This window comes from Streptomyces sp. NPDC002623, assembly GCF_053592635.1.
Window position 1 is genome coordinate 356,368 of record NZ_JBSFWB010000002.1, and the last position, 22,399, is coordinate 378,766.

Here is a 22,399-nt window from a genome sequence, read left to right on the forward strand (position 1 = left end):
CACACCGCATGTATACACACCGGGTATACACCGCATGTACAGTCCTCCTCATGTCCATCGGTCACACTCTCCTGGGACTCCTGGAGTCCGGGCCCCGCCACGGTTACGACCTCAAGCGGGCCTTCGACGAAAAGTTCGGTCACGACCGGCCGCTGCACTACGGCCAGGTCTACTCGACGATGTCGCGCCTGCTGAAGAACGGGCTCGTCGAGGTCGACGGCATCGAGGCCGGCGGCGGCCCCGAGCGCAAGCGGTACGCGATCACCGACGCCGGCGTCACCGACGTCGCGCAGTGGCTCGCCACGCCCGAGAAGCCCGAGCCGTATCTGCAGTCCACGCTGTACACGAAGATCGTCCTCGCGCTGCTGACCCACCGCGACGCGGCCGACATCCTCGACACACAGCGGTCCGAGCACCTGCGCAGCATGCGCATCCTCACCGACCGCAAGCGCAAGGGCGATCTGGCCGACCAGCTGATCTGCGACCATGCCCTGTTCCATCTCGAGGCCGACCTGCGCTGGCTGGAGCTCGCCGCCGCGCGCCTCGACAAGCTGAAGGCGGCGGTCAACGCATGAACGCTCCCGGGGGATCCCTGCTCGTCGCCGAGGACCTGAAGAAGGCGTACGGCCCGACGATGGCGCTGGACGGCGCCGAGTTCTCCATCCACGCCGGCGAGGTCGTCGCCGTGATGGGCCCGTCCGGGTCCGGCAAGTCGACGCTGCTGCACTGCCTCGCCGGTATCGTGACGCCCGACTCGGGCTCGATCCGGTACGGCGACCGTGAGCTCGCGACGATGACCGACGCCCAGCGCAGTCAGCTGCGGCGCTCGGAGTTCGGGTTCGTGTTCCAGTTCGGCCAGCTGGTGCCGGAGTTGACCTGCGTGGAGAACGTCGCGCTGCCGCTGCGGCTGAACGGCACCCCGCGCAAGCAGGCCGAGCACACCGCGCTGAGCTGGATGGAGCGCCTCGAGGTCGACGACCTCGGCAAGAAGCGGCCCGGCGAGGTGTCCGGCGGTCAGGGGCAGCGGGTGGCCGTGGCGCGTTCGCTCGTCACCAGCCCGCGGGTCGTCTTCGCCGACGAGCCGACCGGCGCGCTGGACTCGCTCAACGGCGAGCGCGTGATGGAGCTGCTCACCGAGGCCGCCCGGTCGGCCAACGCGGCCGTGGTGCTCGTGACGCACGAGGCGCGGGTCGCCGCCTACTCCGACCGCGAGATCGTCGTACGGGACGGCAAGTCGCGCGACATGGAGCGCGTCGTATGAACCTGCGCCAGTGGTCCCAGGATCTGGGGATGGGACTCCGGTTCGCCTTCGCGGGCGGGCGGGAGGGATGGGTCCGGGCCGTGCTGACGGCGCTCGGCGTCGGCCTCGGCGTGGCGCTGCTGCTGCTGTCGACGGCGCTGCCGAACGTCCTCTCGGTGCGGCACGAGCGCGAACAGGCCCGGATGGACTACTCGTTCACGGAAAAGCCGGTGCCGAAGGCCGACAACACCGTGCTGGTCTCCCACGTCGACACGACGTTCCGCGACAAGGACGTACGCGGCCGGCTGGTGGAGCCCGAGGGAGCGCAGGCCCCGCTGCCGCCCGGCGTGAACGCCTACCCGGCCGAGGGCGAGATGCTGGTCTCCCCCGCCCTGAAGACACTGCTCGCCTCCGACGGGGCGCGGCTGCTGCGGGAGCGGCTGCCGTACCGGATCGTCGGGACCATCGGGGAGAGCGGGCTCATCGGCTCGCACGAACTCGCCTACTACGCGGGCGCCTCCGGACTCGCTTCCCGGGTCGACGGCTTCGGCGATTCCCGGCTGACGAAGTTCGGGGACCCGAATCCGACGCCCGAGAGCACCGACCCGGTGCTGGTGCTGCTGAACATCGTGGTGATCGTGATGCTGCTGATGCCGGTGGCCGTGTTCATCGCGGCGGCCGTGCGGTTCGGCGGCGAGCGGCGCGACCGCAGGCTGGCCGCGCTGCGCCTGGTGGGCGCCGACGGCCGGATGACCCGGCGCATCGCGGCGGGCGAGGCGATGGGCGGCGCGCTGCTCGGCCTGGTCATCGGCACCGGCTTCTTCCTGGTCGGACGGCAGGTGGCGGGCTCCGTCGAGTTGCTCGGCGTCAGCGTGTGGCCCAGCTATCTCAACCCCTCCCCCGTACTGGCCCTGCTGGTCGCCGTGGCGGTGCCGACGTCCGCCGTCCTCGTCACCCTCCTCTCGCTGCGCGGTGTCGTGATCGAACCGCTCGGCGTGGTGCGCGCGGCGAAGCCCGCCCGGCGCAGGCTGTGGTGGCGGCTGCTGCTGCCGGTGGCCGGCCTCGTGATGCTCTACCCGATGATCGGCCAGGGCCGCGAGAACGGCGACTTCAACCAGTACCTGGTGGTCGGCGGCGTCCTGCTGCTCCTCGTCGGGGTCACCGCACTGCTGCCCTGGTTGGTGGAAGCGGTCGTCGCCCGGCTCGGGTCCGGCGGCGTCGCCTGGCAACTGGCGGTACGGCGGCTGCAGTTGAGCAGCGGCACGGCAGCACGGATGGTCAACGGCATCGCCGTGGCGGTGGCCGGAGCCATCGCGCTGCAGATGCTGTTCGCCGGAGTGGACAGCGACTACACCCAGGCGACGACCGACCAGGACGTCCGGCGGGCGCAGATGCAGGTGCAGGTGCCGCAGGGCACTCCGATGGCCGCGACCGTCAAGGCGTTCCAGGAGACCAAGGGCGTCCGGAAGGTCACGGCGCTGTGGGAGGAGTACCTCGCCGACGTCACCTGGAAGAACGAGGACGGCCCGACCCTGTCCGACTCGCTGACCATGGGCGACTGCACGACCCTGCGCGAGGTGGCGAAGCTGCCCTCCTGCAAGGACGGCGACATCTTCGTCGTCGACGGCGGCCAGGACGGGTACTCCGGGGACGCGCCGAAGATGAACAAGCCCGGCAAGAAGCTGTACCTGGCGTCGTCGTCCTACTCCCAACGCGGCCAGGAGGTCGTCTGGACCGTCCCGGCGGGCATCAAGCAGGCCCACTCGGTCGACGACCCGACCGGCAACCGGCGCAGCGGCTTCCTGATGACGCCGGGCGCGCTGCCCAAGGACGCCGAGGCGATCCTCTCCGGCCAGCTGTACCTCTCGATCGACCAGTCCGTGCCCGACGCCTTCGACTACGCCCGCAACACCGCGGCGAAGGTGGACCCGCAGGCCGACCCGATGATGTGGGCGTCCAGCCGGGAGGCCGCCCGGTTCACTTCCCTGCGCACCGGCCTGCTCGTCGGCTCCGCCGCGGTGCTGCTGCTGATCGGCGCGAGCCTGCTGGTCGCGCAGCTGGAGCAGCTGCGCGAGCGCCGCAAGCTGCTGTCGTCCCTGGTCGCCTTCGGCACCCGGCGGCGCACGCTGGGCCTGTCGGTGCTGTGGCAGACGGCGATCCCGATCACGCTGGGCCTGGCGCTGGCCCTGGTCGTCGGGCTCACGCTGGGCGCGGTCCTGCTGAAGATGACGGACACACCGGTCGGCATCGACTGGGCCAGCGTGCTGTCGATGACCGGCATCGCCGCGGCGGTCGTCCTGGTGGTGACGCTGCTGAGCCTGCCGCCGCTGCTGCGGCTGCTGCGGCCGGACGGGCTGCGCACGGAGTAGCGACCGACCCGACCGCCCCCGAAGGGCCCCTCGCCGGTGCGAGGGGCCCTTCGCCGTTCACAGCTGGTACTCCCGCACCACCCTCCGCACCTGCGCGAACAGCATGCCGACGTTGACGGACTTGCGGCAGACGACCACCGCGACGACGTCCTGCTGCTCGGTCATCCGTACGAACAGATGGGTGAGGTTCTCGCTGTTGACGAGGATCTCCTGGAAGAAGTGGTTGTCGCTCTGGTTCCCGCGCCGCTCCTTGAAGACGTCCTCGATCATCACGACCGTACGGCCCTGGAAGAGGTCGAGCGTGGCGCCCGCCAGCAGGTCCAGGACCTCGGGCGGATGGTTGTCGACGGTCTCGTAGGAGAGCAGCATGCCGGTCGACATGTCGACGACGCCGGACGCGACGCAGTCGGGGGCATCCGTACGCAGTGACTTGACCAGGCCCATCACCTGGTCGGAGAAACCTGGGGTCATACGCTTCGTCGCCATCCCTTCAGACTCCGGTCTTCTCGGTGAGGATCAGGTCGATACGGCGCAGGGCGGGCTGGGTCGCCGTGTGCAGGCGCTCCACGTCCATGCCCTCGTCGCCGAGCACGACCATCAGCGCGGTGTCCCCGACCGCGTAGAACGCGGCGCAGCCGTGGCTGCCGTAGGCCACCGTGCGGTGCAGGGCGCCGCGGGAGGTCGCCTCGGCGGTGCGGCGGGCGAGGCCGAGGCCGGCCGCGGCGAGGGCGGCGAGGCCCTCCGGGTCGATGGAGTCGGCGGTGTCGGCGGCTATGAGCAGTCCGTCGGCCGCCGCCACCGCGGTGTCGGTGATGCCGGTCACCTGCTCGCGCAGGCCGCGCATCTCCCGCGCGAGGGCTTTGTGGTCCATGAAGGCAACTCCCCTGATTCTGATCGCATATGACCGTCTGTTTTCTTTGGGGGTTTCACGTGGGGGCATTTGGGTGGGGCATAGACGCGGAGGATCGATGCGAGGGATCCGTTCGAGGAGATCCGTTCGAAGGGATCCATGCGGGGGGCATCGATGTGGGGCCGCTATTTCGCCGGCGAGTTCCGCAGGCGGAAGAACTCCTTCCAGCCGGTGCCGTTGCCGGCCTCGTCCTGTTCCGGTGTGAGCGCTTCGTTGATGCCGCTGGCGCCGGGCCGACGGCGGGGCAGCGCCGTCGCCTCCTCCGCGACCGGCTGCGGCGGCGGGAGCGCGGGCGGCGCCGGCTCCCGGGGGCGCACGCCGTGCCCGTCGGGCGGCAGCCGGACCGGGATCGGACGAGGCGCGTCCACGCACTCCAGCAGCCCCTCGCCCACCATCCGCGCCACCTCCACGGTGACGGTGTAGACCCCGCGCCCGGTGCGGAAGGCGAGGTCCCGGGCGGTGCGTCGGCCGTCCGCGTGGGCGAGCAGCTCGCACTGCAACGCGCCGAGGCGGGCCGCCGCGTAGGAGAGGGAGGCGGGCACCGGCCGCTCCCGGTCCGGGCGCACCGGGCACGGCAGCGCCAGCAGCGCGGCCAGCTTGCGCGACGCCTCCTGGAGCAGCCGGGTGGGCGGTTCGCCGACGGCGACCGCGGCGGGCGGCGGACCGGCCGCCGGACCGCGTTCGCAGCCGTCGACACTGCCCGCGACGACTGCGAACGCGGCGTCCTGGAGGGCCATCGCGCAGACCACCCGGAGCTGTGCGGCCCCCGCGTAGCCGTGGGCGATCAGCCCGGCGGCCGGCCAGCGCGCGCCGCCCGACTCGCGCACCAGCCCGGCCCACTCCTCGCCGCCGATCCGGCCGGACCGCAGCAGCAGCGCCTCCGGCGCGGGCGCGCCGGGCGACTCGACCGCGACGACCAGCCCGCCGTACAGATGGAACGCGCCGCCGGGCGCGCCGAAGACGCGCAGTTCCCCGGTGAAGCCCTCCCGGCTGCACGCGGCAAGGTCGCGTGCCAGCAGTTCGTAGCCCGACATCACTCCCCTTGAGCCTCTCGCACATACGCCTGACGCGTAGCGCTGAGGAGGGAATGTGTATCAGTCCGGGCGCATATTCCCGCGGGGGATTTCCGAGCTGCCCTCAGCTGACCTCCAGCTGACGGAAGTTGAGCGCTCAGCAGCCGTTCGGGGAATTCAATTTGCTTTGTTCAGCGCTCATTTGACGCCCTGTCCGCAGGCGCCGAATCCGCCGGAGCGGCCGCACCCGCCGAAGTCGCCACACCCGCCGGAGTGGCCGCACCCGCCGGAGTGGCCGCACCCGCCGGAGTGGCCGGAGCGGCCGTCACCGGTGCCACGTCCGAGGCCGTGGCTCCCCTCGGGCGCGGCGCGTGCCGCAGGGCCTGCTCCCGGGAGTAGGCGTGCAGATAGCCCACCACCGTGTTCGTGACGGCCACCAGGGGCACGGCCACGATCGCGCCGCCGATGCCCGCCACCATGCCGCCCGCGGCGACCGACAGGACCACCGCCAGCGGGTGGACGCGCACGGCGCGGCCGAGGATGAACGGCTGGAGGATGTGGCCCTCGATCTGCTGGACGGCCAGCACGACCGCCAGGGTCATCACCGCGGTGAACACGCCCTGGGTGACCAGCGCGACGACGACCGCGAGCGCGCCGGAGGCGACCGCGCCGACGAGCGGGATGAAGGAGAACAGGAAGATGAAGACGGCGAGCGGGACGGCCATCGGCACGTCGAGGAAGTAGATGCCGAGGCCGATGAAGATCGCGTCGATCAACGCGACTATCACCGTGCCGCGGACGTACGCGGTGAGCGTCGCCCAGGCCCGCGGGCCCGCGCCCGCCACGCCCGGCCGGGCCGCGGCCGGGACCAGCTTGAGCGTCCACTCCCAGATGCGCTTGCCGTCGTAGAGCAGGAAGAGGGTGGAGAAGAACGCCAGGAGGATGCCGGTCAGCGCCTCGACGACGACCGTGACGCCCTCCAGGCCGGCCGAGGTGATCGAGTCGGTGTTGTCGCCGATCGCGTCGCGCAGGTTCTCGGCGATGCCGTTGATCTGCTTGTCGGTGACGTGGAAGGGGCTGTTGAGCAGCCAGCGGCGCAGGTCGTCGATGCCGTCCTGGACCTGGTCCGAGAGGTCGTCGATGTTCGCCATGACCTGCCAGGTGACGAACCAGCCCATCAGACCGATGACGACGAACCCGAGGATCGCCGTCAGCGCGGTGGCGGCCCCGCCGGGGACGCCGACCCGCTTCAGCCGGGCCACGGTCGGTTCGAGGAGCGCGGTGAGGAGCAGGGCGACCACGAAGGCCATGACGACCAGTTGGACCGCGCTGATGACCCTGATCAGGATCCAGACGGTCCCGGCGAGCACCAGCAGCCGCCAGCCCGCCTCGGCCGCGACCCGGACGCCCCAGGGCACCACTTGCGCGGGATCGGGACGCGTGGCCCGCAGCGGGGGCTCCGCCAGGAACTCCTCGGCGGTCGCCACGGAGCTCGCGGACGCCGCGGCGGCCTCGGACGTCGTCGGCTTCGACAACGGATTCGGATCAGGCCGCGGATCCGGCGTCGGATTCAGTTCGGCGGAGGTCTCCCGCTCCACCTCCGCGCGCCGCTCGTCGAGCCGCTCGCCCATCTCGCTCAGCCCGGCGCCGAGCCGCCCCAGCCACCCTGGCACTCGCGACATGATCCGACCTCTTCCCCCGTCTCTCCCCACCACTCCCCCTGGAGTCGTCGGTCACGGCCGTACCGACCGTACATGGCGATGGCCCCTCCCCCTAGGACGGGGAGGGGCTGCGCAGGGTTGAGAGCTACCGCGAAGTCACCGGCTCAGTAGGAGCCGTTGGCCTGCCAGAAGGCCCAGGCGTCACAGGGACTGCCGTAGCGGTCGTTCATGTAGTTCAGGCCCCACTTGATCTGGGTGGCCGGGTTGGTCCGCCAGTCGGCGCCCGCGGAGGACATCTTCGAGCCGGGATAGGCCTGGACGAGGCCGTAGGCGCCGGAGGAGGGGTTGACGGCCTGGTAGTTCCAGGTGGACTCGTGGTCCACGATGTTGCTGAAGCACTGGAACTGACCGCTCGGGATGATCTGCCGGGCGATGGCCTTGACCTCGGCGACCGTGTACGACGCCTGCTGGGGGAAGCTTCCGGAGGCGGAGGTCGACTCGACCTCGTTCTCGGCCGCCTTGTCCGCGGCCTCCTTGGCGGCCTTGTCCGCCTTCGCCTTGTCCGCGGCGGCCTGGGCGGACTTCTGCTTGGCCACCGCGTCCTTGGCCGCCTGCTTGCGGGCCGACTCCTCCGCGGACTTCCTGGCGGTGGTGTCGGCGGCGATGGCCTGGACGTCGGCCTGGTGCGTCAGCGTGGCGGACTGCACCTGGGCCTGCCGGCCTGCAGGTAAGTCCGCGAGGAGGGTGGATTCGCTCGCTGTCGCCTCGGCGTCGTCGAGAGGCTGCGCGACGCCGCCCTGGGCGACGCCCACGACGGCGCCCACGGTGGTGACAGCGGTAGCCGAGGCAACGGCGAATCCCCGGGCCGATATCGGGCTCACACGGATTCCTTCTGCTGGTCGTCAGATCTGTGGTCGACAGGTCTGCTGGTCGTCAGTTGAAGGGAACGCACGGCCGACCGGCCGTACGGCCTAGTACCAGTGGTTGGCCTGCCAGAACGACCACGCCTCGCACGGGCTGCCGTAGCGGCTGTCCATGTAGTTGAGGCCCCACTTGATCTGGGTGGCCGGGTTGGTCTGCCAGTCGGAGCCGGCGGACGCGTACTTGCCGGCGGGCAGCGCCTGGAAGAGACCGTAGGCGCCGGAGGAGGCGTTCACGGCGTGGTAGTTCCAGCTGGACTCGTGGTCCACGATGTTGCTGAAGCACTGGAACTGGCCGCTCGGCACCATCTGCGCCGCCATCGCCTTGATCTGGGCGATGGTGTAGGAGCTCTGGATCGGGAAGTCGCCCGCGCTGCGGCTGGCCTTGGCCTTGGCCTCGGCGCGCTCCTTGGCCGCCTTCTCGGCGGCCTCCTTCTTCGCGACGGCCGTCTTGGCGGCGGCCTTGCGGGCCGTCTCCTCGGCGTCCTTCTTCGCGCCCTCGTCCGCGGCGATGGCCTGTACGTTGGCCTGCTGCGCGAGGGACGCCGTCTGCACCTGGGCCTGCTGGCCCACGGGTATGTCGGCGAGGAGCGTCGCGTCGCCTGCCGTCGCTTCTGCGTCGTTGGGCTGCGCGACACTGCCCGAGGCAACGCCGACGACGCTTCCGACAGCGGTGACCGCCGTGGCCGAGGCCACTGCGAATCCCCGGACCGAGATCCGGCTCACACGGTTTCCTTCCAGCATCGCCCGCTTCGGTGACCCTGGCGGACGCAATCGTGCCCCTTGACGCTGGTCTCCGAACTGCGGGGTCACAGGAGACGCGGGCCCGTTGGACGGCTCCCGGAAAGGGAGCGCCCGTGGTGCGCGGGCGGCATACGACGGTCGGTATGGAGTTTGAGGTGGTACTCAAGTGGCGCTGTGCCGCTGGGGGTACAGCTGTGTCGTATGCGGGGCCTGACGGAACTGAGACTCTGCCGTAACCAAACCGCGCAAGGCAATTCCGAGTTACGTGTGAAAGCTCACACCTGTCGGGACCCTGGGTATTTCGCGAAACCCCCACACACGCCGACGCCGCCCGACTAGGCTCACAGCCTTTGTCGGACGGCGCCAACTCACGCCCAATCCCCGTCAATCGGGGCAGGGCATTCAGATCTGCCCGTCCTCCAGCATTTCGGTCACAAGCGCCGCGATCTGGGACCTCTCGGACCGGTTCAGAGTGACATGCGCGAAGAGCGGATGCCCCTTCAGTTTCTCGACGACGGCGACCACTCCGTCATAACGCCCGACGCGCAGATTGTCCCTTTGCGCCACGTCGTGGGTCAGCACGACCCGGGAATTCGCGCCGATTCGGGACAGAACGGTGAGCAGCACATTCCGTTCGAGCGACTGCGCCTCGTCGACGATCACGAAGGCGTCGTGCAGGGAACGGCCCCGGATGTGCGTCAGGGGCAGGACCTCCAGCATCCCGCGCGCGGTGACCTCCTCGATGACCTCGCGGCTGGTGACCGCGGACAGCGTGTCGAAGACCGCCTGCGCCCAGGGGCCCATCTTGTCGGCCTCGGAACCGGGCAGATAGCCCAGCTCCTGTCCGCCCACCGCGTACAGCGGCCGGAAGACCATCACCTTCTGGTGCTGGCGGCGCTCCAGGACCGCCTCCAGACCCGCGCAGAGCGCGAGCGCGGACTTGCCGGTGCCGGCCCGGCCGCCCATCGACAGGATCCCGACGTCCGGGTCGAGCAGCAGATCGAGCGCGATGCGCTGCTCGGCGCTGCGGCCCTTGATGCCGAAGGCCTCCCGGTCGCCGCGCACGAGGCGGACGTTTCCGTCGGCGGTGACCCGGCCGAGGGCCTTGCCGCGCTCCGACTGGATGGTCAGACCGGTGTGCACGGGAAGGTCGGCGGCCTCGGGCACGTGGATGCGCCCCTCCTCGAAGAGGATGTCCACCTGTTCACCGGACAGGGTCAGTTCGGACATTCCGGTCCAGCCGGAGGAGCCCGTGATGGCGAGCTCGGCGCGGTACTCCTCGGCGAGGAGACCGACCGAGGACGCCTTGATCCTGAGCGGAAGGTCCTTCGACACGACGGTGACGTCGAACCCCTCGGCCTGCAGATTTCGGGCGACCGCGAGGATGCGGGAGTCGTTGTCCCCCAGGCGGTAGCCGGACGGCAGGACGCTGGGGTCCGAGTGGTTGAGCTCGACACGGATGGTCCCGCCCAGTTCGCCGATCGGAATGGGAGCGTCCAGGCGACCGAACTTCACCCGGTAGTCGTCGAGCAGGCGCAGTGCCTGCCGGGCGAAGTAGCCGAGTTCGGGATGGTGCCTCTTGGCCTCCAGTTCCGTGACCACGACGATGGGAAGCACGACTTCGTGCTCCTCGAAGCGGGTCATGGCGTTCGGGTCGGCCAGCAGGACGCTGGTGTCGAGAACATAGGTGCGCCGGTCTGGCATACGGCGCTTTGTGCTGGTCACCACGGAAGGACGTACCCCCTCGGATGAGGTCGGGGAGCGACGGAGTGGAGCTGGACCGGTTCCCGGCCCGCTTGCACGGGCCGAGAACCGGCCCCCCGCTGCTTCTTCCGTGCCGTGACCGCACGGTCGGGCTGGTGCAAAGGGCCTCCCGGGCGGACGGCCCCGTGCCGTCCGCTGAGATACGACACCCGTGGTTCGGGCGTCGACCTGCTTGGCTTATGCCCTCGAACATGCGCTGCCATGCCAGGGCATATGACGGCGCCCCGGTGAACTCCTTGTTACTTCCGCCCCAAGAGGGTGAACGCGAGGGTGGCGCCTCAGCCGCCGTAACGGCGGTGCCGGGCCGCGTAGTCGCGCAGGGCGCGCAGAAAGTCGACCTTGCGGAAGGCCGGCCAGAAGACCTCGCAGAAGTAGTACTCCGCATGGGCGGTCTGCCACAGCATGAAACCGGACAACCGCTGCTCGCCGCTGGTGCGGATCACCAGGTCGGGGTCGGGCTGGGCGCCGGTGTAGAGGTGGCGGCCGATCAGCTCGACGCTGACGGACTCGGCGAGGTCCTCGATCGAGGTGCCCTTGTCCGCCGCGTCCACGATCATCGAGCGCACGGCGTCGGCGATCTCCTGCCGGCCGCCGTAGCCGATGGCGACGTTGACCAGTATCCCGTCGACATGGGCGGTGGCCTCCTCGGCCTCCTTCAGCGCGGTCTGCACATGGGAGGGGAGGATGTCGGGGTTGCCGACGTGGTGGACCCGCCAGCGGCCGTCGGCCGCGAGGGTGCGCACGACGTCCTCGATGATGCCGAGGAGCGGGACGAGTTCTTCCTTGGCGCGGTCGAGGTTGTCCGTCGACAGCAGCCAGAGGGTGACGACCTCGACGTCCGTCTCGGTGCACCAGCCGAGGAACTCCTCGATCTTGTCGGCGCCGGCCCGGTGGCCGTGCTCCGTGGTGGAACCCGCGGCCTTCGCCCAGCGCCGGTTGCCGTCCATGATGACGCCGATGTGCTTGGGCACCTGAGCGTGGTCCAGGTGACCTTCCACCCGGCGTGCGTACAGCCTGACCAGAAGGCCGCGCAGCTTGTCGCGCAGGTTCACGTGTTTGTCAGCCCCTCCGTACGGTGCGGTCCCCGCGGGGCGCAGCCTACCGCGCAGGGCTCGGACCGGTCACACGGGAGCCGACGGTGGTGCGGGGACAAAAAAACGGGCCGGTCCGTGGGGGGGAGACGGACCGGCCCGAGGGGGGGTTTCCACCATAACCCTTCGTAAGTGATGCTGCGCGCATCGGCGCACCACAACTACTCTCCGGAGTCGCCCGACGACGCGCCGGTGGCCCTTTCGGGCGTTGTTCATGGGTGGTTCATGGCCGGAACACAGCGGATTCGCAGGGCAATGCACCCGATTGCCGAGGGAAGCTGAGGTTTTGGAGCGACTTGAGCCCCGGTCGGCCACATGTCCATCCGTCCCTCCGACGGGCTAACGCGGCCGCGAACGCCCGCTTGACGCGGGCATCCTCGCGCAGCCCCCTCCGCGCTCCGGAAACTCCGTGGATCCGGAGGGTGGAGGGGAGGCGCGAGGAGGGGAGCGGGGCCCGGGTGCGCAGGGGTGATTCCTGGCCAATTCGCCACGACTGGCACAACGGGGGCTCTTGGGAGGGCCTACGGGCGGCGCGCCTCGACGAGGTGGCGGGTGCTGTGCGCGACGAAGGGGCCGTCGGCCTGGATCTGCTCGTGCAGGGCGCGCAGCCGGGGCCGGTAGGCCTCCACCGTGAAGCCGGGCACCATCCACACCACCTTGCGCAGGAAGTGCACGACGGCGGCGATGTCGTGGAACTCGACGCGGAGCCGTTCCGCGCGCAGGCCGACGATCTCCAGGCCGACCCGCTCGGCGTCGGCGCGCTCGCGGTCGGGGTGACGTCCGCTGTTCACCGCCGCCGGCTGCGGACCGAGGAAGTACTCGACGAGCTCGAAGACGCTGCGGGGACCGACGTGCTGGGCGAAGTACGTGCCGCCCGGCTGCAGGACGCGGGCGATCTCGCTCCACAGGGGCCGGACCGGATGCCTGCTGCTCACCAGGTCGAAGACGGCGTCCGCGAACGGCAGCGGGCCGTCCTCGGGGGACGCGACGACCGCGATGCCGCGCGGGCGGAGCAGGGCGGTGGCCTTGGCGACGTTCGCCGGCCAGCCCTCGGTGGCGACGGTCAGGACGGGCGCGTCGGGGGCGGCGCGGCCGAGCGCGAAGTCCAGGACCTCTCCTCCCCCGGTCTGCACGTCGAGCACGGCGCTCGCGCCCGCCAGCCGCCCGGCCAGCGAGGAGGCGTACCCCCAGGAGGGCCGCGCCTCGGTGGCCCGCCCCTCGAACCAGGAGAAGTCCCACCCTTCGGTGGGCACGGCGGCGCCCTCCGCGAGGAGGCTCTCGAAGACGTCCATACGGGGATCGTGGCAGAGCGGGCGCAAGAACCGCCGCTGATTTTCGCGACGCCGACCGGACCTACTCCGGGCGCTCGTAGTGCAGCATCACGACCCCGTTGCCGAAGGTGCGGGACTCGGTGAGGTGGAGCGCGGTCGTGGCGGGACGGTCGGTGTGGGGGAACAGGGGTGTGCCGCCGCCGACGAGCACCGGATGGACGTAGACACGGAGTTCGTCGACCAGGTCCTGGCGGAGGAAGGCCGCGGCGAGTTCGGCGCCGCCGAGGCCGAGGTCGCCGCCGATCTGCTCCTTGAGGGCGTTCACCTCCGCGGGGACGACGTCCCGGACGATCGTCGTGTTCCCCTCCACGTGTTCCAGCGTCCGCGAGTAGACGAACTTCGGCTTCTCGCGCCAGATCGCGGCGAAGTCGGCCACCGAGGCGGGGGCGGCCGGGTCGGCGTCGGCGGTCGGCCAGAAGTCGGCCATGAGGTCGTGGGTGGTCCGGCCGAGGAGCATGGCGCCCAGCTCCCGGACCCTGTCGTTGACGTACCGGTGCACCTCGTCGTCGACGCGATGCCAGGAGATGTCGTGGCCCGGGCCCTCGATACAGCCGTCCAGGGACATCGACATCATCAGGACGATCTTCCCCATACGACGGCCACCCTTCGTGTCCCCGGCTCGCTACGGTGCAGAGGGTAACGACGCGGCCGAGGGGAGACGGGGATGGCGCGCTGGCGGGACGGGCGTGGGGAACTGATCGTGGGCGGCGGTGCCGGCCCGCGGGTTCCGCTGGAGGTCGCGGCCTCCTACCGGGCCCGCACGAGGGGCCTGCTCGGGCGGGACTCCGTGGACGGGGCGATGCTGCTGACCCCGGCCGGCAGCGTGCACACGTTCCGGATGCGGATGCCGATCGACGTCGCGTATCTCGACCGGCGGCTGAAGGTCATCGCCGTGCGCACCATGCGGCCGGGGCGACTGGGGTTGCCCCGGCTGCGGTCCCGGCATGTGCTGGAGGCCGCGGCGGGGGCGATGGAGGGGTGGGGGGTGCGGGCGGGGGTGCGGGTCGAGGTCCGGGTCAGCTCACCGTCCGCGGGAACGTGACCTCCACCCGGCGGTTCTTCTTGCGGCCGGCCTCGGTCGAGTTGTCGGAGATGGGGTACTGCTCGCCGTAGCCGCGCACCTCGAAGGTGATGTTCGGGTTGTTCAGCTCCCCCGCGAGCTCGGCCTGCACGGCGTCCGCCCGCTGCTTCGACAGGACGTCGCCGTGGGCGGAGGAGCCCAGGTCGTCCGTGAAGCCGAAGACGCGGACCAGGGTGGTGTTCTGCTTCTTGATCTCCGCCGCGATCGTGCCGATCCGGGCCTTCGCCGCCGCGCCCAGACTCGCGCTGTCCTTGCCGAAGAGGACCTCGGCCTGGAGGGCGAACGTCACATCGGCGTTGGTGTCCTCCCGGCGTTCGTCACCGGTCTCGTCCTCGACGACCTGCTTGATGTCCAGCACCTTGGGTTCGGCCAGGGTGCCGCCCTCGGGGAGCTTGAGATCGGGGTCGTTCGGGTCCACCTCGACCGGGGCGGTGGCGGTGGGCTCGGTGCCGGGGGGCACGCTGGGGGTGGTGTCGGCCCGGGCGGCAGGAGCCGTGCCGACGATCACGAGGGTGGCCGTGGCCACCGCCAGAGCGAGACGTGGGGTCATGACCGCCTCACCCGGAGATCTTGATGACCCCGCTGGGGAACAGCGGGAGTTGGAAGGTGACGTCCGTGGAACCGGCGGGCGGGGCGGGGAACTGGAGGAAGACGTCGATGGATTCGCCGGCCTTGAGGGTGGAGAAGCCCGTCGTCGTCAACGGCCGGCCTTCGGTGTCACGGAGGACGTAGTAACGCTTCTTGCTCTTGGAGTCGACGAGGGTGGCTCCGCCGAGGGACAGCCCGTTGTTGATGATCTCGGTCTCATTGCCGCTCAGCGCGGAGGGGATCACGGCTTCTGTTCCGCTGTCGTTCTTGAGGGCGCCGTTGACGGTGACGAAGCCGCCTGAGTCACGCACGGCCGACTTGATCTGCAGGAGCAGCCCGCTCGGACCCTTCAACTCGGCCAAGGGCTCGTCGGACTGACCCTCCTGAACGTCCGGCTGCGATCCACTGGGCTTGGAAGCGGACGACGTGTTCTGTGGCTTCTTGTCATCGTCGCCGCCACCGCCCCCGCAGGCGGCCGAGCCAAGAGCCAGCCCGCCCACGACAGCCAGCGCGACCATCCCCCTGCGGGCCTTCGCAGTGAACCGCATGCTCATCGCCCTGCCTCCTTCTTCACTCGTCGTTCGCTCGTTCAGTCGGCCAGGTGGACGGAGAAGAGGTCCTCGGGCCCAGGCAGATCGCCGAGGTCCGTCGGGTCCAGATCCCATATCCCCCCGTCCTTGCAGGTGAGACTCGGCAGCACGTCGTCCTCGGCGTCCGGGTCCGGGGTCGAGGTCGGGTCCGGAGTCGGGGTCGGGGTCGGGGTCGGGTCCGGCAGCTCAAACGTGCACAGGGACTCGATCACAGCGATGGCGTCGGCATGAGCCCGCCTGTCCGCTGTGCCGGGAACGACTGATTCGCCGATGGTCTTGTTCGTCTGCGCCGTGACGGTGTAGCCGAGAAGGCCGTCCGGGCTGCACTCGACGGTCGCATCGTTCATCGCCGCCAACTGGCCGGCCCGCCAGCACGAGTTGTCCGCGCCCTTGCCGTCGAAGATGTCCTGCCACTTCGTCGGGTCCAGGACGGCCAGTACCCACAGGTCGGCCAGTTGGTCCCTGGTCTCCTGGGCCGCCGCCAGCGCCGCCGCGTCGGCGGCGGTCTGGGCGCCGTTGCGGTTCGCTGCGGCCTGGCCGACGGCGAAGTACGCGAACGCGAGAAAGAGCAGGCCCGCCACCACCGTGATGTAGATGGGGAAGACCTGCCCGGCGTCGCCGTGTGCGCGGACTCGTGTCAGGGAGCCACCTTGGCGATCTGTGCCCGGAGCTTGTCGACGATCGTCTGGCCCAGGTTCGTGTTGGCGATCAGGACCACGATCGCCACCACCACCGCGATGATGCCCAGGTACTCGACCGCGGTCTGTCCCTTGTCGTCGGCGGCGCGGCGGCGTACCGCCCGCACCGTGGTGTTCGTCCAGCCGCTCACCCGGACCCTGGCCGCGACGGCGGTCTTCAGCAGCAGGTCGCTCATGGCGTTCCCCTCCGTTCGTGGCGTAAGGGGCACCGTACGACGGGGGCGGCGGTTCGGCCGAGGGTCCCAGGGCCCAATTCCGGGCCCAGTGCGGGGTGCGGTCGGGTGTCATGAGGTCACCGCCGTTCCCAGCCACTTGGCCGCGGCCTCGGAGCGGCTGCTGCTGTGCAGCTTGGCGAAGATGCGGTTGATGTGGTTCTTGACGGTCTTCTCGCTGATGAAGCAGGCGGCGGCGATCTGCTGGTTGTTCATGCCCGATGCGATGAAGTCCATGATCTCCGCCTCCCTCACGCTGAGTTGGAACCCCGCCCTGTGTACAAGGCTATGTACAGGGGTCAACTGTCTCACAGGCGATTGCAACTGCGAAAGCGATTCCGGGGATGTCGGGGAAAATAGGGGTGTTGGGTCCGGTTCGGCGTGTGCATTCGCATCGGACTGGATGTGTGCGAGGACTGCCGTCGCCGCCGTGGGGGTGAAGTGGGCGCGGCCCGAGGTGATGTCCCGCACCGCCGACGCCAGTTCCTCCACGGTGAACTCCCCGTGGACCAGATAGCCGCCGGCCCCGCCGCGCAGGGCCGCCCGGACGATCTCGGCCTCGTGGCTGTACGTCAGCATCACGACCCGGGCGATCCGCACCAGGTGGGGAAGGGCGGAGAGGCCGTCGACGCCCGGCATGCGGACGTCCAGGAGCACGACGTCGGGGCGGTGGCGGAGGGTGGCCTCGTAGGCCTCACGGCCGTCCGCCGCCTCCGCGACGACCGTGATGTCGTCCCGGCCGGAGAGCAGGGCGGTCAGGCCCGCGCGGACGACCGGGTTGTCGTCGGCCACCACCACGCGCACACGGGCCGGCCTGGGCGGTGGGGGGAAGAGCGGCTGCACGGCGCCGTCCGGCATCAGGCGGCCTCCTCTCGGGTGAGTGCGGCCAGCGGGAGTTCCAGGCGCACCTCGGTGCCCCGGGAGTCATGGCCGTGGCCGATGTGGATGCGGGCGCCGACGGAGGCGGCCCGCTCGACCATGCCGACCAGGCCGAAGTGGCCGGTGCGGCGCAGTCGTTCGAGGGTGGTGTCGGGCGGGAGGCCCCGGCCGTCGTCGTGGACGCTGAGGGTGAGGAGTTCGCCGTGGACGGCCGCCCGCACCTCGACATGGGTCGGGGCCGCGTGGCGGTGGGCGTTCTCCAGGGCCTCCGAGGTGATCGTGAGGAGTTGGCGGGCCACGGCGGGCGGGACGGGGAGGGTCGTCCGGTCGCCCGAGGGGTGGTAGGTGATCGGCAGGCCGGTGCGTTGTGCGAAGTCGCTGGTGTTGGCCGCCAGTTCGGGCAGGATGTCGACGCCCTGCGCCGGATCCGACTCCCGGCGCAGGTCGGTGAGGAGTTCCCGGGACTCGGCGGCGGCCCGGCGCGCGGCCCGGGCGACCAGTTCGGCGTGTTGCCGCACCCGGGCCGGGTCCATGTCCGGCGCGGCGGCCGAGCGGGCGAGGGCGTCCGCGGCGAGGGCCACGCCGTGCAGGGTCTTGGCCACGGAGTCGTGCATCTCGCGGGCCAGCCGGGCGCGTTCGGCGGCGACCGCCTCGGTGACGGCCAGCCGGGCCTTGACGGTGGTCAGGGCCAGGGTGGCCGCGCCGAAGCGGAGCATGAGGCCCCGCAGCGACGAGCCCATCGCACCGGTGATGACGCACAGGCCCGGCAGCAGCAGCCGTTCGGCGAGGCTCGCGCCGGGATCCCGTACCAGGGTCGCGTGCACCAGCAGCAGGATCAGCGACTGGAGGGAGGCGAAGCAGGCGGCGCCCCGCCAGCCGTAGACGATGCCGGCGAGCAGGGGGGTGCAGACGCTGACGTAGGCGAGCGTGGTGTCCGGGCCCGCCGAGATCAGCAGCAGGGTGCCGAACGCGGTGTCCGCGACCAGGAGCGCGGGGTGGCGCAGCAGCAGGGGGCCGAAGCGTTCCCAGTCCCGGAAGAGGACGTACGAGCCCATGAAGGTGACGACCACGGCGGCGCCCACCAGGCGGACGCCCAGTCCCGGGGCCGCGTTCAGCAGGGCGGGCGGGGCGGCGACGGCGATCATGGCCAGCCGGAAGCCGAAGACCTGACGGCACATCGCCTGAAGGGCGTTGACCTGGAGCGGTATGGGCGTGGCGGGGGTGTGCGCACGGCCGAGCAGGCCCGGCAGCCGCACGCGCCGCCGCAGCGCCTGCCCGCGCCCCCTCGTGGTCGCCGTCATGCCCGCCGTCGTCATGGCCGTCATCCCGCTCGCCCGCCTGCCTACTCGCCCGTGATCGAGCTGAAGTCCGTACCGGAGCCGAGCAGCATCCCCGCGCCGAGGAGGAGCATCGTCGCCGGGACCATGAACGTCGTGATCATCAGTGTGGCCTTGGGGACCGCTCGGGCCGCCTTGCGGCGGGCGTTCTGCGCGTCCGTGCGGCGCATGTCCTTGGCGATCGCGACGAGCGTGTCGACGATCGGCGCGCCGAGCTCCTCGCCCTGCTGGAGTGCGGTGACGAACATGGCGACCTGCTCGGAGTCGTTGCGGCGGCGCAGTTCCTGGAAGGCCTCGCGGCGGCTCACGCCGAGGTCCATCTGACGCAGCGTGATGCGGATCTCGTCCGCCCACGGTCCCTCGTACCTGGTGGCGACCCGGTCGAGGGCCTGCCGGAAGCCGAGGCCCGCGCTGACGACCACGGCGAGGACGTCGAGGAAGTCCGGCAGGGTCCGCTCGATGGCGTCCTTGCGGATCCGGATCGCGGACCAGATGCCGACCTCGGACCAGAACAGGCCGAAGCCGAGCATGAGCAGGGCGACGAAGTAGCTGCCCTGGAGCACGGCGGCCAGCGCGCCGAAGGCTCCGATCGCGCCGTAGACGGCGCGCCGGGCGGCGTAGCGGTCGATCGTCAGGCCGCCCGGGTTGCCCGCGAGGTCGATCCTGCGGCGGTACCGGGTGACCTGTTTGGGGCCCATCAGACGCAGGACGGCGGGCGCGTACCGCATGCCCATCCGGTCGACGACCGAGCCGACCGCGCCGGTGCGGGTCGAGCCGACCTCCAGGGCCAGTTGGAGGTCGCTGGGCAGTTTCACGTCGGCCCGGTACATGCGGATGCCGGCGAACATGCCCCAGACGCTGAGCCCCACGGCCAGTGCGAGCAGGTACTCCATCCCGTTCCTCTCCTCCCCGGACTGCTCAGACGTCGATACGGGACATGCGGCGGATGAGGACGAAGCCGACCGCGTAGAGGCCGAACGCGATGATCACGCAGGCCTGGCCGACGGGCGAGCCCGTCATACGGTCCAGCGTGCCGCCCTCCACGCTGTTCATCAGGAACAACGCCCCGACCCCCAGCCCGGGCACCGCATAGGAGGTCAGATTCACCTGTGACAGCTGGGTGCGGACCTCGCGCCGGGTCTCCTTGCGTTCCTCCAGCGTCTCCGTCAGGTTCCGCAGGGCCCCGACGACCTGGCCGCCGGCCCGGTTGGAGAGGACCAGGGTGGTGACGAGGACGACGAGTTCGCGGGAGGGCAGCCGGTCGGCGAGTTCGCCCAAGGCGTCGTCCATGGAGTGGCCGACCGTCAACTGGTTGGCGACCTTGGCCAGTTCCTCGCCCGCCGGGGCCTCCAGCTCCTCCGCCGCCATGCCGATCGCGGTGCGCAGCGCCAGGCCGGCGTGGGTGGCGTTGGCCAGGATGCGGGCCAGTTCGGGGAGTTGGTTGATGAACCGCTCGATGCGTTTCTGGCGCTGCCAGTTGAGGAACTGCCAGGCCGCCCAGACGCCCAGGAGACCGGCGATGGGTCCGAAGAACGGGGCGAGGACGGCGTCGCCGATCAGCCACAGGCCGGCCACGGTCGCCAGCATGTAGGCGAGGAACTCGCCGGGCGTCACGTCCAGGCCCGTCGCCGCGAGCCTCAGTTCCAGGTTGCGGCCCGACCGGGTGCGGCGCAGCCGGCGGTCCAGGCCGCGGAAGCGGCGTCGGCGGCCCGTGTCGGGGAGCCGGCCGGTGTAGGAGAGGCGTTCGACGAGTTCGGCCCGCTGGGCGCGGCCCTTGCCGTAGGCGTGCAGGCCGGCGACGGCCAGGGTGCAGGTCAGGACAGTCACGCCGGTGGTGAGGGCGGTGAGGGTGTCGAGGTTCATCGGCGTCACCGGGCTTCCCTTGTGGTCAGTTCGTGTGCCGCGCGGGCCACCCCGAAGGCCTGCGGGATCGGCTGGCTGGCCATGTACAGGCGGTCCGCGGTGCGGCGCGGGAGGGGGAAGTACTCGAAGTCGCCGTGGATGCGGCCGTCGGCGGCCATCGGGCGGGCGTTGAAGCGGGCGATCGTCGCCAGCCGGTACGGCTCTCCGCCGTGGCTGTCGAGCAGGGCTATCTCGGTGACGCGGCGGGCGCCGTCGGCGAACCGGGTGAGCTGGACGACGACGTCCACCGCGCTGTTGATCTGGTCGTGGAGGGCGATGAAGGGGATCTCGACGTCGGACATCGAGGCGAGGGTCTGCAGGCGCATCAGGGCGTCCTCGGCGCTGTTGGCGTGGACGGTGGCCAGGGAGCCGTCGTGGCCCGTGGACATCGCCTGGAGCATGTCGAGCGACTCGCCGCCGCGGACCTCGCCGACCACGATCCGGTCCGGGCGCATCCGCAGCGAGTTGCGGACCAGGTCGCGGATGGTGATGCGGCCGTTGCCCTCCACGTTCGGGGGGCGGGACTCGAGGCGGATCACATGGGACTGCTGGAGCTGGAGTTCCGCCGAGTCCTCGATGGTGATGATGCGTTCGCCCTCCGGGATCAGACCGGAGAGCGCGTTCAGCAGCGTCGTCTTGCCGGTGCCGGTCGCGCCGGAGACGATCACGTTGAACTTCGCCTGCACCAGGCCCGCCAGCAGGTACAGCATGTGCTCGTCGAGCGAGCCGAAGCCGACCAGCTCGTGCAGGGTGTAGGAGCGGGGGAAGCGGCGGATGGTGAGGATGGGGCCGGTGAGGGAGAGCGGCGGGATGATCACGTTGACGCGTTCGCCCGACGGGAGGCGGGCGTCGACCATCGGGTTGGTCTCGTCCACGCGCCGGTTGACGGTCGAGACGATGCGTTCGATCGTCTGCATCAGCTGGTCGTTCGACGCGAAGCGGATGGGGAGCTGTTCGACCCGGCCGCCGCGCTCGACGAAGATCGAGTCCGGGCCGTTCACCATGATCTCGGTGATCGACGCGTCTTCGAGCAGCGGCTCCAGGATGCCCAGGCCGAGTGCCTCGTCGACGACCCGGCGGATCAGCTGGGCGCGTTCCGTCGTCGACAGCACCGGGCCCTCGCGGCTGATGATGTGCCCCAGCACCCGTTCCAGCCGGGCCCGGCGCTCGGCCGCCGCCAGCGAGCTCATCTCGGCGAGGTCGATCTCCTCCAGCAGCTTGGTCCGGTAGGAGGAGACCAGATGGCCGTCCTCGCCCCGGCCGCCGTTCTCCTCGGGGGAGGTGATCCGTGCCCGCAGACTCATGGCCGCGCCGCCTTTCAGTGGTCCACCGGCATGACGGCCGTCTTGCTGGCCGTGCCGAAGTCGATGCCGGGAATGACGGACGGGATGGTGACGGTGGAGGTGACCTTGACCTCGTCGCCCAGATACGCGGGCGTGCAGCCCGCGTCCAGCCAGCTGCTGACCGCGTTCGCGCAGTCCGCGGCGTAGTCCTCGCGCAGCGACGCGCTGCGCGCCCCCGTGCGGGCCGCCGTGCCCGCCTGCTGCGCCGCGTACGCGATCAGGCCGAGTTGGACGGCGGCCAGCGCGACCAGCAGGAGCAGGGGGAGGAAACCCAGGTACTCCAGGGCCACCTGGCCCCGGTCACGGGAGCGTCCGCGGTCTGTCCGGCGTCCGTCCGCCATCTCAGTCGCCGTCCTCTTCCTCGACGGCGCCGGCATGGCCGTGCACCGGGAACGGGAAGTCGATCAGCCCCGGGAAGAGGACGGGGACGTGGAGGGTGACGTCGGCCGTGACATAGCCGGTGCCGCCGCAGTTCACCTCGGCGTTCCCCTTCCATGCGCTCCCCAGCTCGGCCAGGCCCGCCTGTTGGCACGCGGCCTGCCGCTCCCCCGGGTGCGCCGCCGTGCCGGCCCGCACCGCCTCGTCGGCAGCATTCCCCGCGAGCGTGAACGTGTACCCCACAAGGACGAACTGCCACACCACCACCAGGGTCACGATGATCAGCGGCGTCATGCCGAGGAACTCGATGGTGACCTGGCCCCGGTCGCGCCCCCACGGTCTCCTCAT

The 22,399-nt window shown here is 70.7% G+C and carries 25 protein-coding genes; 4 read left to right on the top strand and 21 right to left on the bottom strand.

Features of this window, described 5'->3' with window-relative positions:
• Window positions 1-50: 50 nt before the first annotated feature.
• From ACWD4O_RS04285 to ACWD4O_RS04295, 3 genes are read left to right on the top strand one after another with little or no spacing between them, the layout of a single operon-like run.
• A complete protein-coding gene (locus tag ACWD4O_RS04285; protein WP_351909983.1) occupies window positions 51-575 on the top strand; it encodes a PadR family transcriptional regulator in 525 nt (174 codons plus the stop codon).
• Entirely contained in the window at window positions 572-1,261 is a 690-nt protein-coding gene (locus ACWD4O_RS04290; protein WP_451277254.1) for an ABC transporter ATP-binding protein, read from the top strand. Before ACWD4O_RS04285 ends, ACWD4O_RS04290 begins: the two co-directional genes overlap by 4 nt.
• Window positions 1,258-3,609, top strand: coding sequence for an ABC transporter permease (locus ACWD4O_RS04295; RefSeq protein ID WP_451277256.1), 2,352 nt, complete (start codon window positions 1,258-1,260; stop codon window positions 3,607-3,609). The genes ACWD4O_RS04290 and ACWD4O_RS04295 overlap by 4 nt, the downstream gene beginning before the upstream one ends.
• Window positions 3,610-3,666: 57 nt before the next feature.
• Here the strand turns inward: ACWD4O_RS04295 and ACWD4O_RS04300 are convergent, their stop codons facing one another.
• From ACWD4O_RS04300 to ACWD4O_RS04345, 10 genes are all read right to left on the bottom strand, one after another.
• Window positions 3,667-4,095 (bottom strand): hypothetical protein, encoded by a 429-nt coding sequence (locus tag ACWD4O_RS04300; RefSeq protein WP_351909990.1) that lies wholly within the window; start codon window positions 4,093-4,095, stop codon window positions 3,667-3,669.
• 4 nt (window positions 4,096-4,099) lie between these two features.
• On the bottom strand, window positions 4,100-4,480 hold the full coding sequence (locus ACWD4O_RS04305) for a roadblock/LC7 domain-containing protein (RefSeq protein ID WP_351909992.1): 381 nt from the start codon (window positions 4,478-4,480) through the stop codon (window positions 4,100-4,102).
• 164 nt (window positions 4,481-4,644) lie between these two features.
• The gene (locus tag ACWD4O_RS04310; RefSeq protein ID WP_451277258.1) at window positions 4,645-5,553 is read right to left on the bottom strand and encodes a MarR family transcriptional regulator; all 909 of its coding nucleotides are present in this window, start codon (window positions 5,551-5,553) and stop codon (window positions 4,645-4,647) included.
• Window positions 5,554-5,723: 170 nt separating this feature from the next.
• Window positions 5,724-7,214, bottom strand: a complete 1,491-nt coding sequence (locus ACWD4O_RS04315; RefSeq protein ID WP_451277260.1) for an AI-2E family transporter — start codon at window positions 7,212-7,214, stop codon at window positions 5,724-5,726.
• 143 nt (window positions 7,215-7,357) lie between these two features.
• Entirely contained in the window at window positions 7,358-8,074 is a 717-nt protein-coding gene (locus tag ACWD4O_RS04320) for an aggregation-promoting factor C-terminal-like domain-containing protein (protein WP_451277262.1), read from the bottom strand.
• 90 nt (window positions 8,075-8,164) lie between these two features.
• Window positions 8,165-8,839, bottom strand: a complete 675-nt coding sequence (locus ACWD4O_RS04325) for an aggregation-promoting factor C-terminal-like domain-containing protein (RefSeq protein ID WP_451277264.1) — start codon at window positions 8,837-8,839, stop codon at window positions 8,165-8,167.
• A gap of 420 nt (window positions 8,840-9,259) precedes the next feature.
• Window positions 9,260-10,585 carry a PhoH family protein gene (locus tag ACWD4O_RS04330; RefSeq protein WP_351910002.1) on the bottom strand — a complete coding sequence of 442 codons (1,326 nt, stop codon included), beginning with the start codon at window positions 10,583-10,585 and terminating at the stop codon, window positions 9,260-9,262.
• Between the two features lie 314 nt (window positions 10,586-10,899).
• On the bottom strand, window positions 10,900-11,673 hold the full coding sequence (locus tag ACWD4O_RS04335) for an isoprenyl transferase (protein ID WP_451277267.1): 774 nt from the start codon (window positions 11,671-11,673) through the stop codon (window positions 10,900-10,902).
• A 560-nt stretch (window positions 11,674-12,233) separates the two neighbouring features.
• Window positions 12,234-13,004 carry a class I SAM-dependent methyltransferase gene (locus ACWD4O_RS04340; RefSeq protein ID WP_451277269.1) on the bottom strand — a complete coding sequence of 257 codons (771 nt, stop codon included), beginning with the start codon at window positions 13,002-13,004 and terminating at the stop codon, window positions 12,234-12,236.
• 61 nt (window positions 13,005-13,065) lie between these two features.
• Window positions 13,066-13,635 carry a dihydrofolate reductase family protein gene (locus ACWD4O_RS04345; RefSeq protein WP_451277271.1) on the bottom strand — a complete coding sequence of 190 codons (570 nt, stop codon included), beginning with the start codon at window positions 13,633-13,635 and terminating at the stop codon, window positions 13,066-13,068.
• 72 nt (window positions 13,636-13,707) lie between these two features.
• On the opposite strand from ACWD4O_RS04345, the gene ACWD4O_RS04350 reads away from it, so the two are divergent.
• Window positions 13,708-14,085, top strand: a complete 378-nt coding sequence (locus ACWD4O_RS04350) for a DUF192 domain-containing protein (RefSeq protein WP_451277273.1) — start codon at window positions 13,708-13,710, stop codon at window positions 14,083-14,085.
• Here the strand turns inward: ACWD4O_RS04350 and ACWD4O_RS04355 are convergent.
• From ACWD4O_RS04355 to ACWD4O_RS04405, 11 genes are all read right to left on the bottom strand, one after another.
• Complete coding sequence (locus tag ACWD4O_RS04355) at window positions 14,060-14,674, bottom strand: OmpA family protein (protein WP_351910012.1); 615 nt, start codon at window positions 14,672-14,674, stop codon at window positions 14,060-14,062. The two genes, ACWD4O_RS04350 and ACWD4O_RS04355, sit on opposite strands and share 26 nt — an antisense overlap.
• A gap of 7 nt (window positions 14,675-14,681) precedes the next feature.
• Entirely contained in the window at window positions 14,682-15,266 is a 585-nt protein-coding gene (locus ACWD4O_RS04360) for a hypothetical protein (protein ID WP_451277275.1), read from the bottom strand.
• A 35-nt stretch (window positions 15,267-15,301) separates the two neighbouring features.
• A complete protein-coding gene (locus ACWD4O_RS04365; protein WP_451277729.1) occupies window positions 15,302-15,943 on the bottom strand; it encodes a pilus assembly protein TadG-related protein in 642 nt (213 codons plus the stop codon).
• Window positions 15,940-16,176: a Flp family type IVb pilin gene (locus ACWD4O_RS04370; RefSeq protein ID WP_451277277.1), complete on the bottom strand. Its 237-nt coding sequence runs from the start codon at window positions 16,174-16,176 to the stop codon at window positions 15,940-15,942. The genes ACWD4O_RS04365 and ACWD4O_RS04370 overlap by 4 nt, the downstream gene beginning before the upstream one ends.
• A 108-nt stretch (window positions 16,177-16,284) precedes the next feature.
• Entirely contained in the window at window positions 16,285-17,070 is a 786-nt protein-coding gene (locus tag ACWD4O_RS04375; RefSeq protein WP_451277279.1) for a response regulator, read from the bottom strand.
• A complete protein-coding gene (locus tag ACWD4O_RS04380; RefSeq protein ID WP_451277281.1) occupies window positions 17,070-18,416 on the bottom strand; it encodes a sensor histidine kinase in 1,347 nt (448 codons plus the stop codon). Before ACWD4O_RS04380 ends, ACWD4O_RS04375 begins: the two co-directional genes overlap by 1 nt.
• Before the next feature lie 17 nt (window positions 18,417-18,433).
• Window positions 18,434-19,321: a DUF5936 domain-containing protein gene (locus ACWD4O_RS04385; RefSeq protein ID WP_451277283.1), complete on the bottom strand. Its 888-nt coding sequence runs from the start codon at window positions 19,319-19,321 to the stop codon at window positions 18,434-18,436.
• Between the two features lie 25 nt (window positions 19,322-19,346).
• Window positions 19,347-20,291 carry a type II secretion system F family protein gene (locus ACWD4O_RS04390; protein WP_451277731.1) on the bottom strand — a complete coding sequence of 315 codons (945 nt, stop codon included), beginning with the start codon at window positions 20,289-20,291 and terminating at the stop codon, window positions 19,347-19,349.
• 5 nt (window positions 20,292-20,296) lie between these two features.
• On the bottom strand, window positions 20,297-21,634 hold the full coding sequence (locus ACWD4O_RS04395) for a CpaF family protein (RefSeq protein ID WP_451277285.1): 1,338 nt from the start codon (window positions 21,632-21,634) through the stop codon (window positions 20,297-20,299).
• 14 nt (window positions 21,635-21,648) lie between these two features.
• Window positions 21,649-22,014 carry a TadE/TadG family type IV pilus assembly protein gene (locus tag ACWD4O_RS04400; protein WP_451277287.1) on the bottom strand — a complete coding sequence of 122 codons (366 nt, stop codon included), beginning with the start codon at window positions 22,012-22,014 and terminating at the stop codon, window positions 21,649-21,651.
• A 1-nt stretch (window position 22,015) separates the two neighbouring features.
• Window positions 22,016-22,399, bottom strand: coding sequence for a TadE/TadG family type IV pilus assembly protein (locus ACWD4O_RS04405; protein WP_451277289.1), 384 nt, complete (start codon window positions 22,397-22,399; stop codon window positions 22,016-22,018).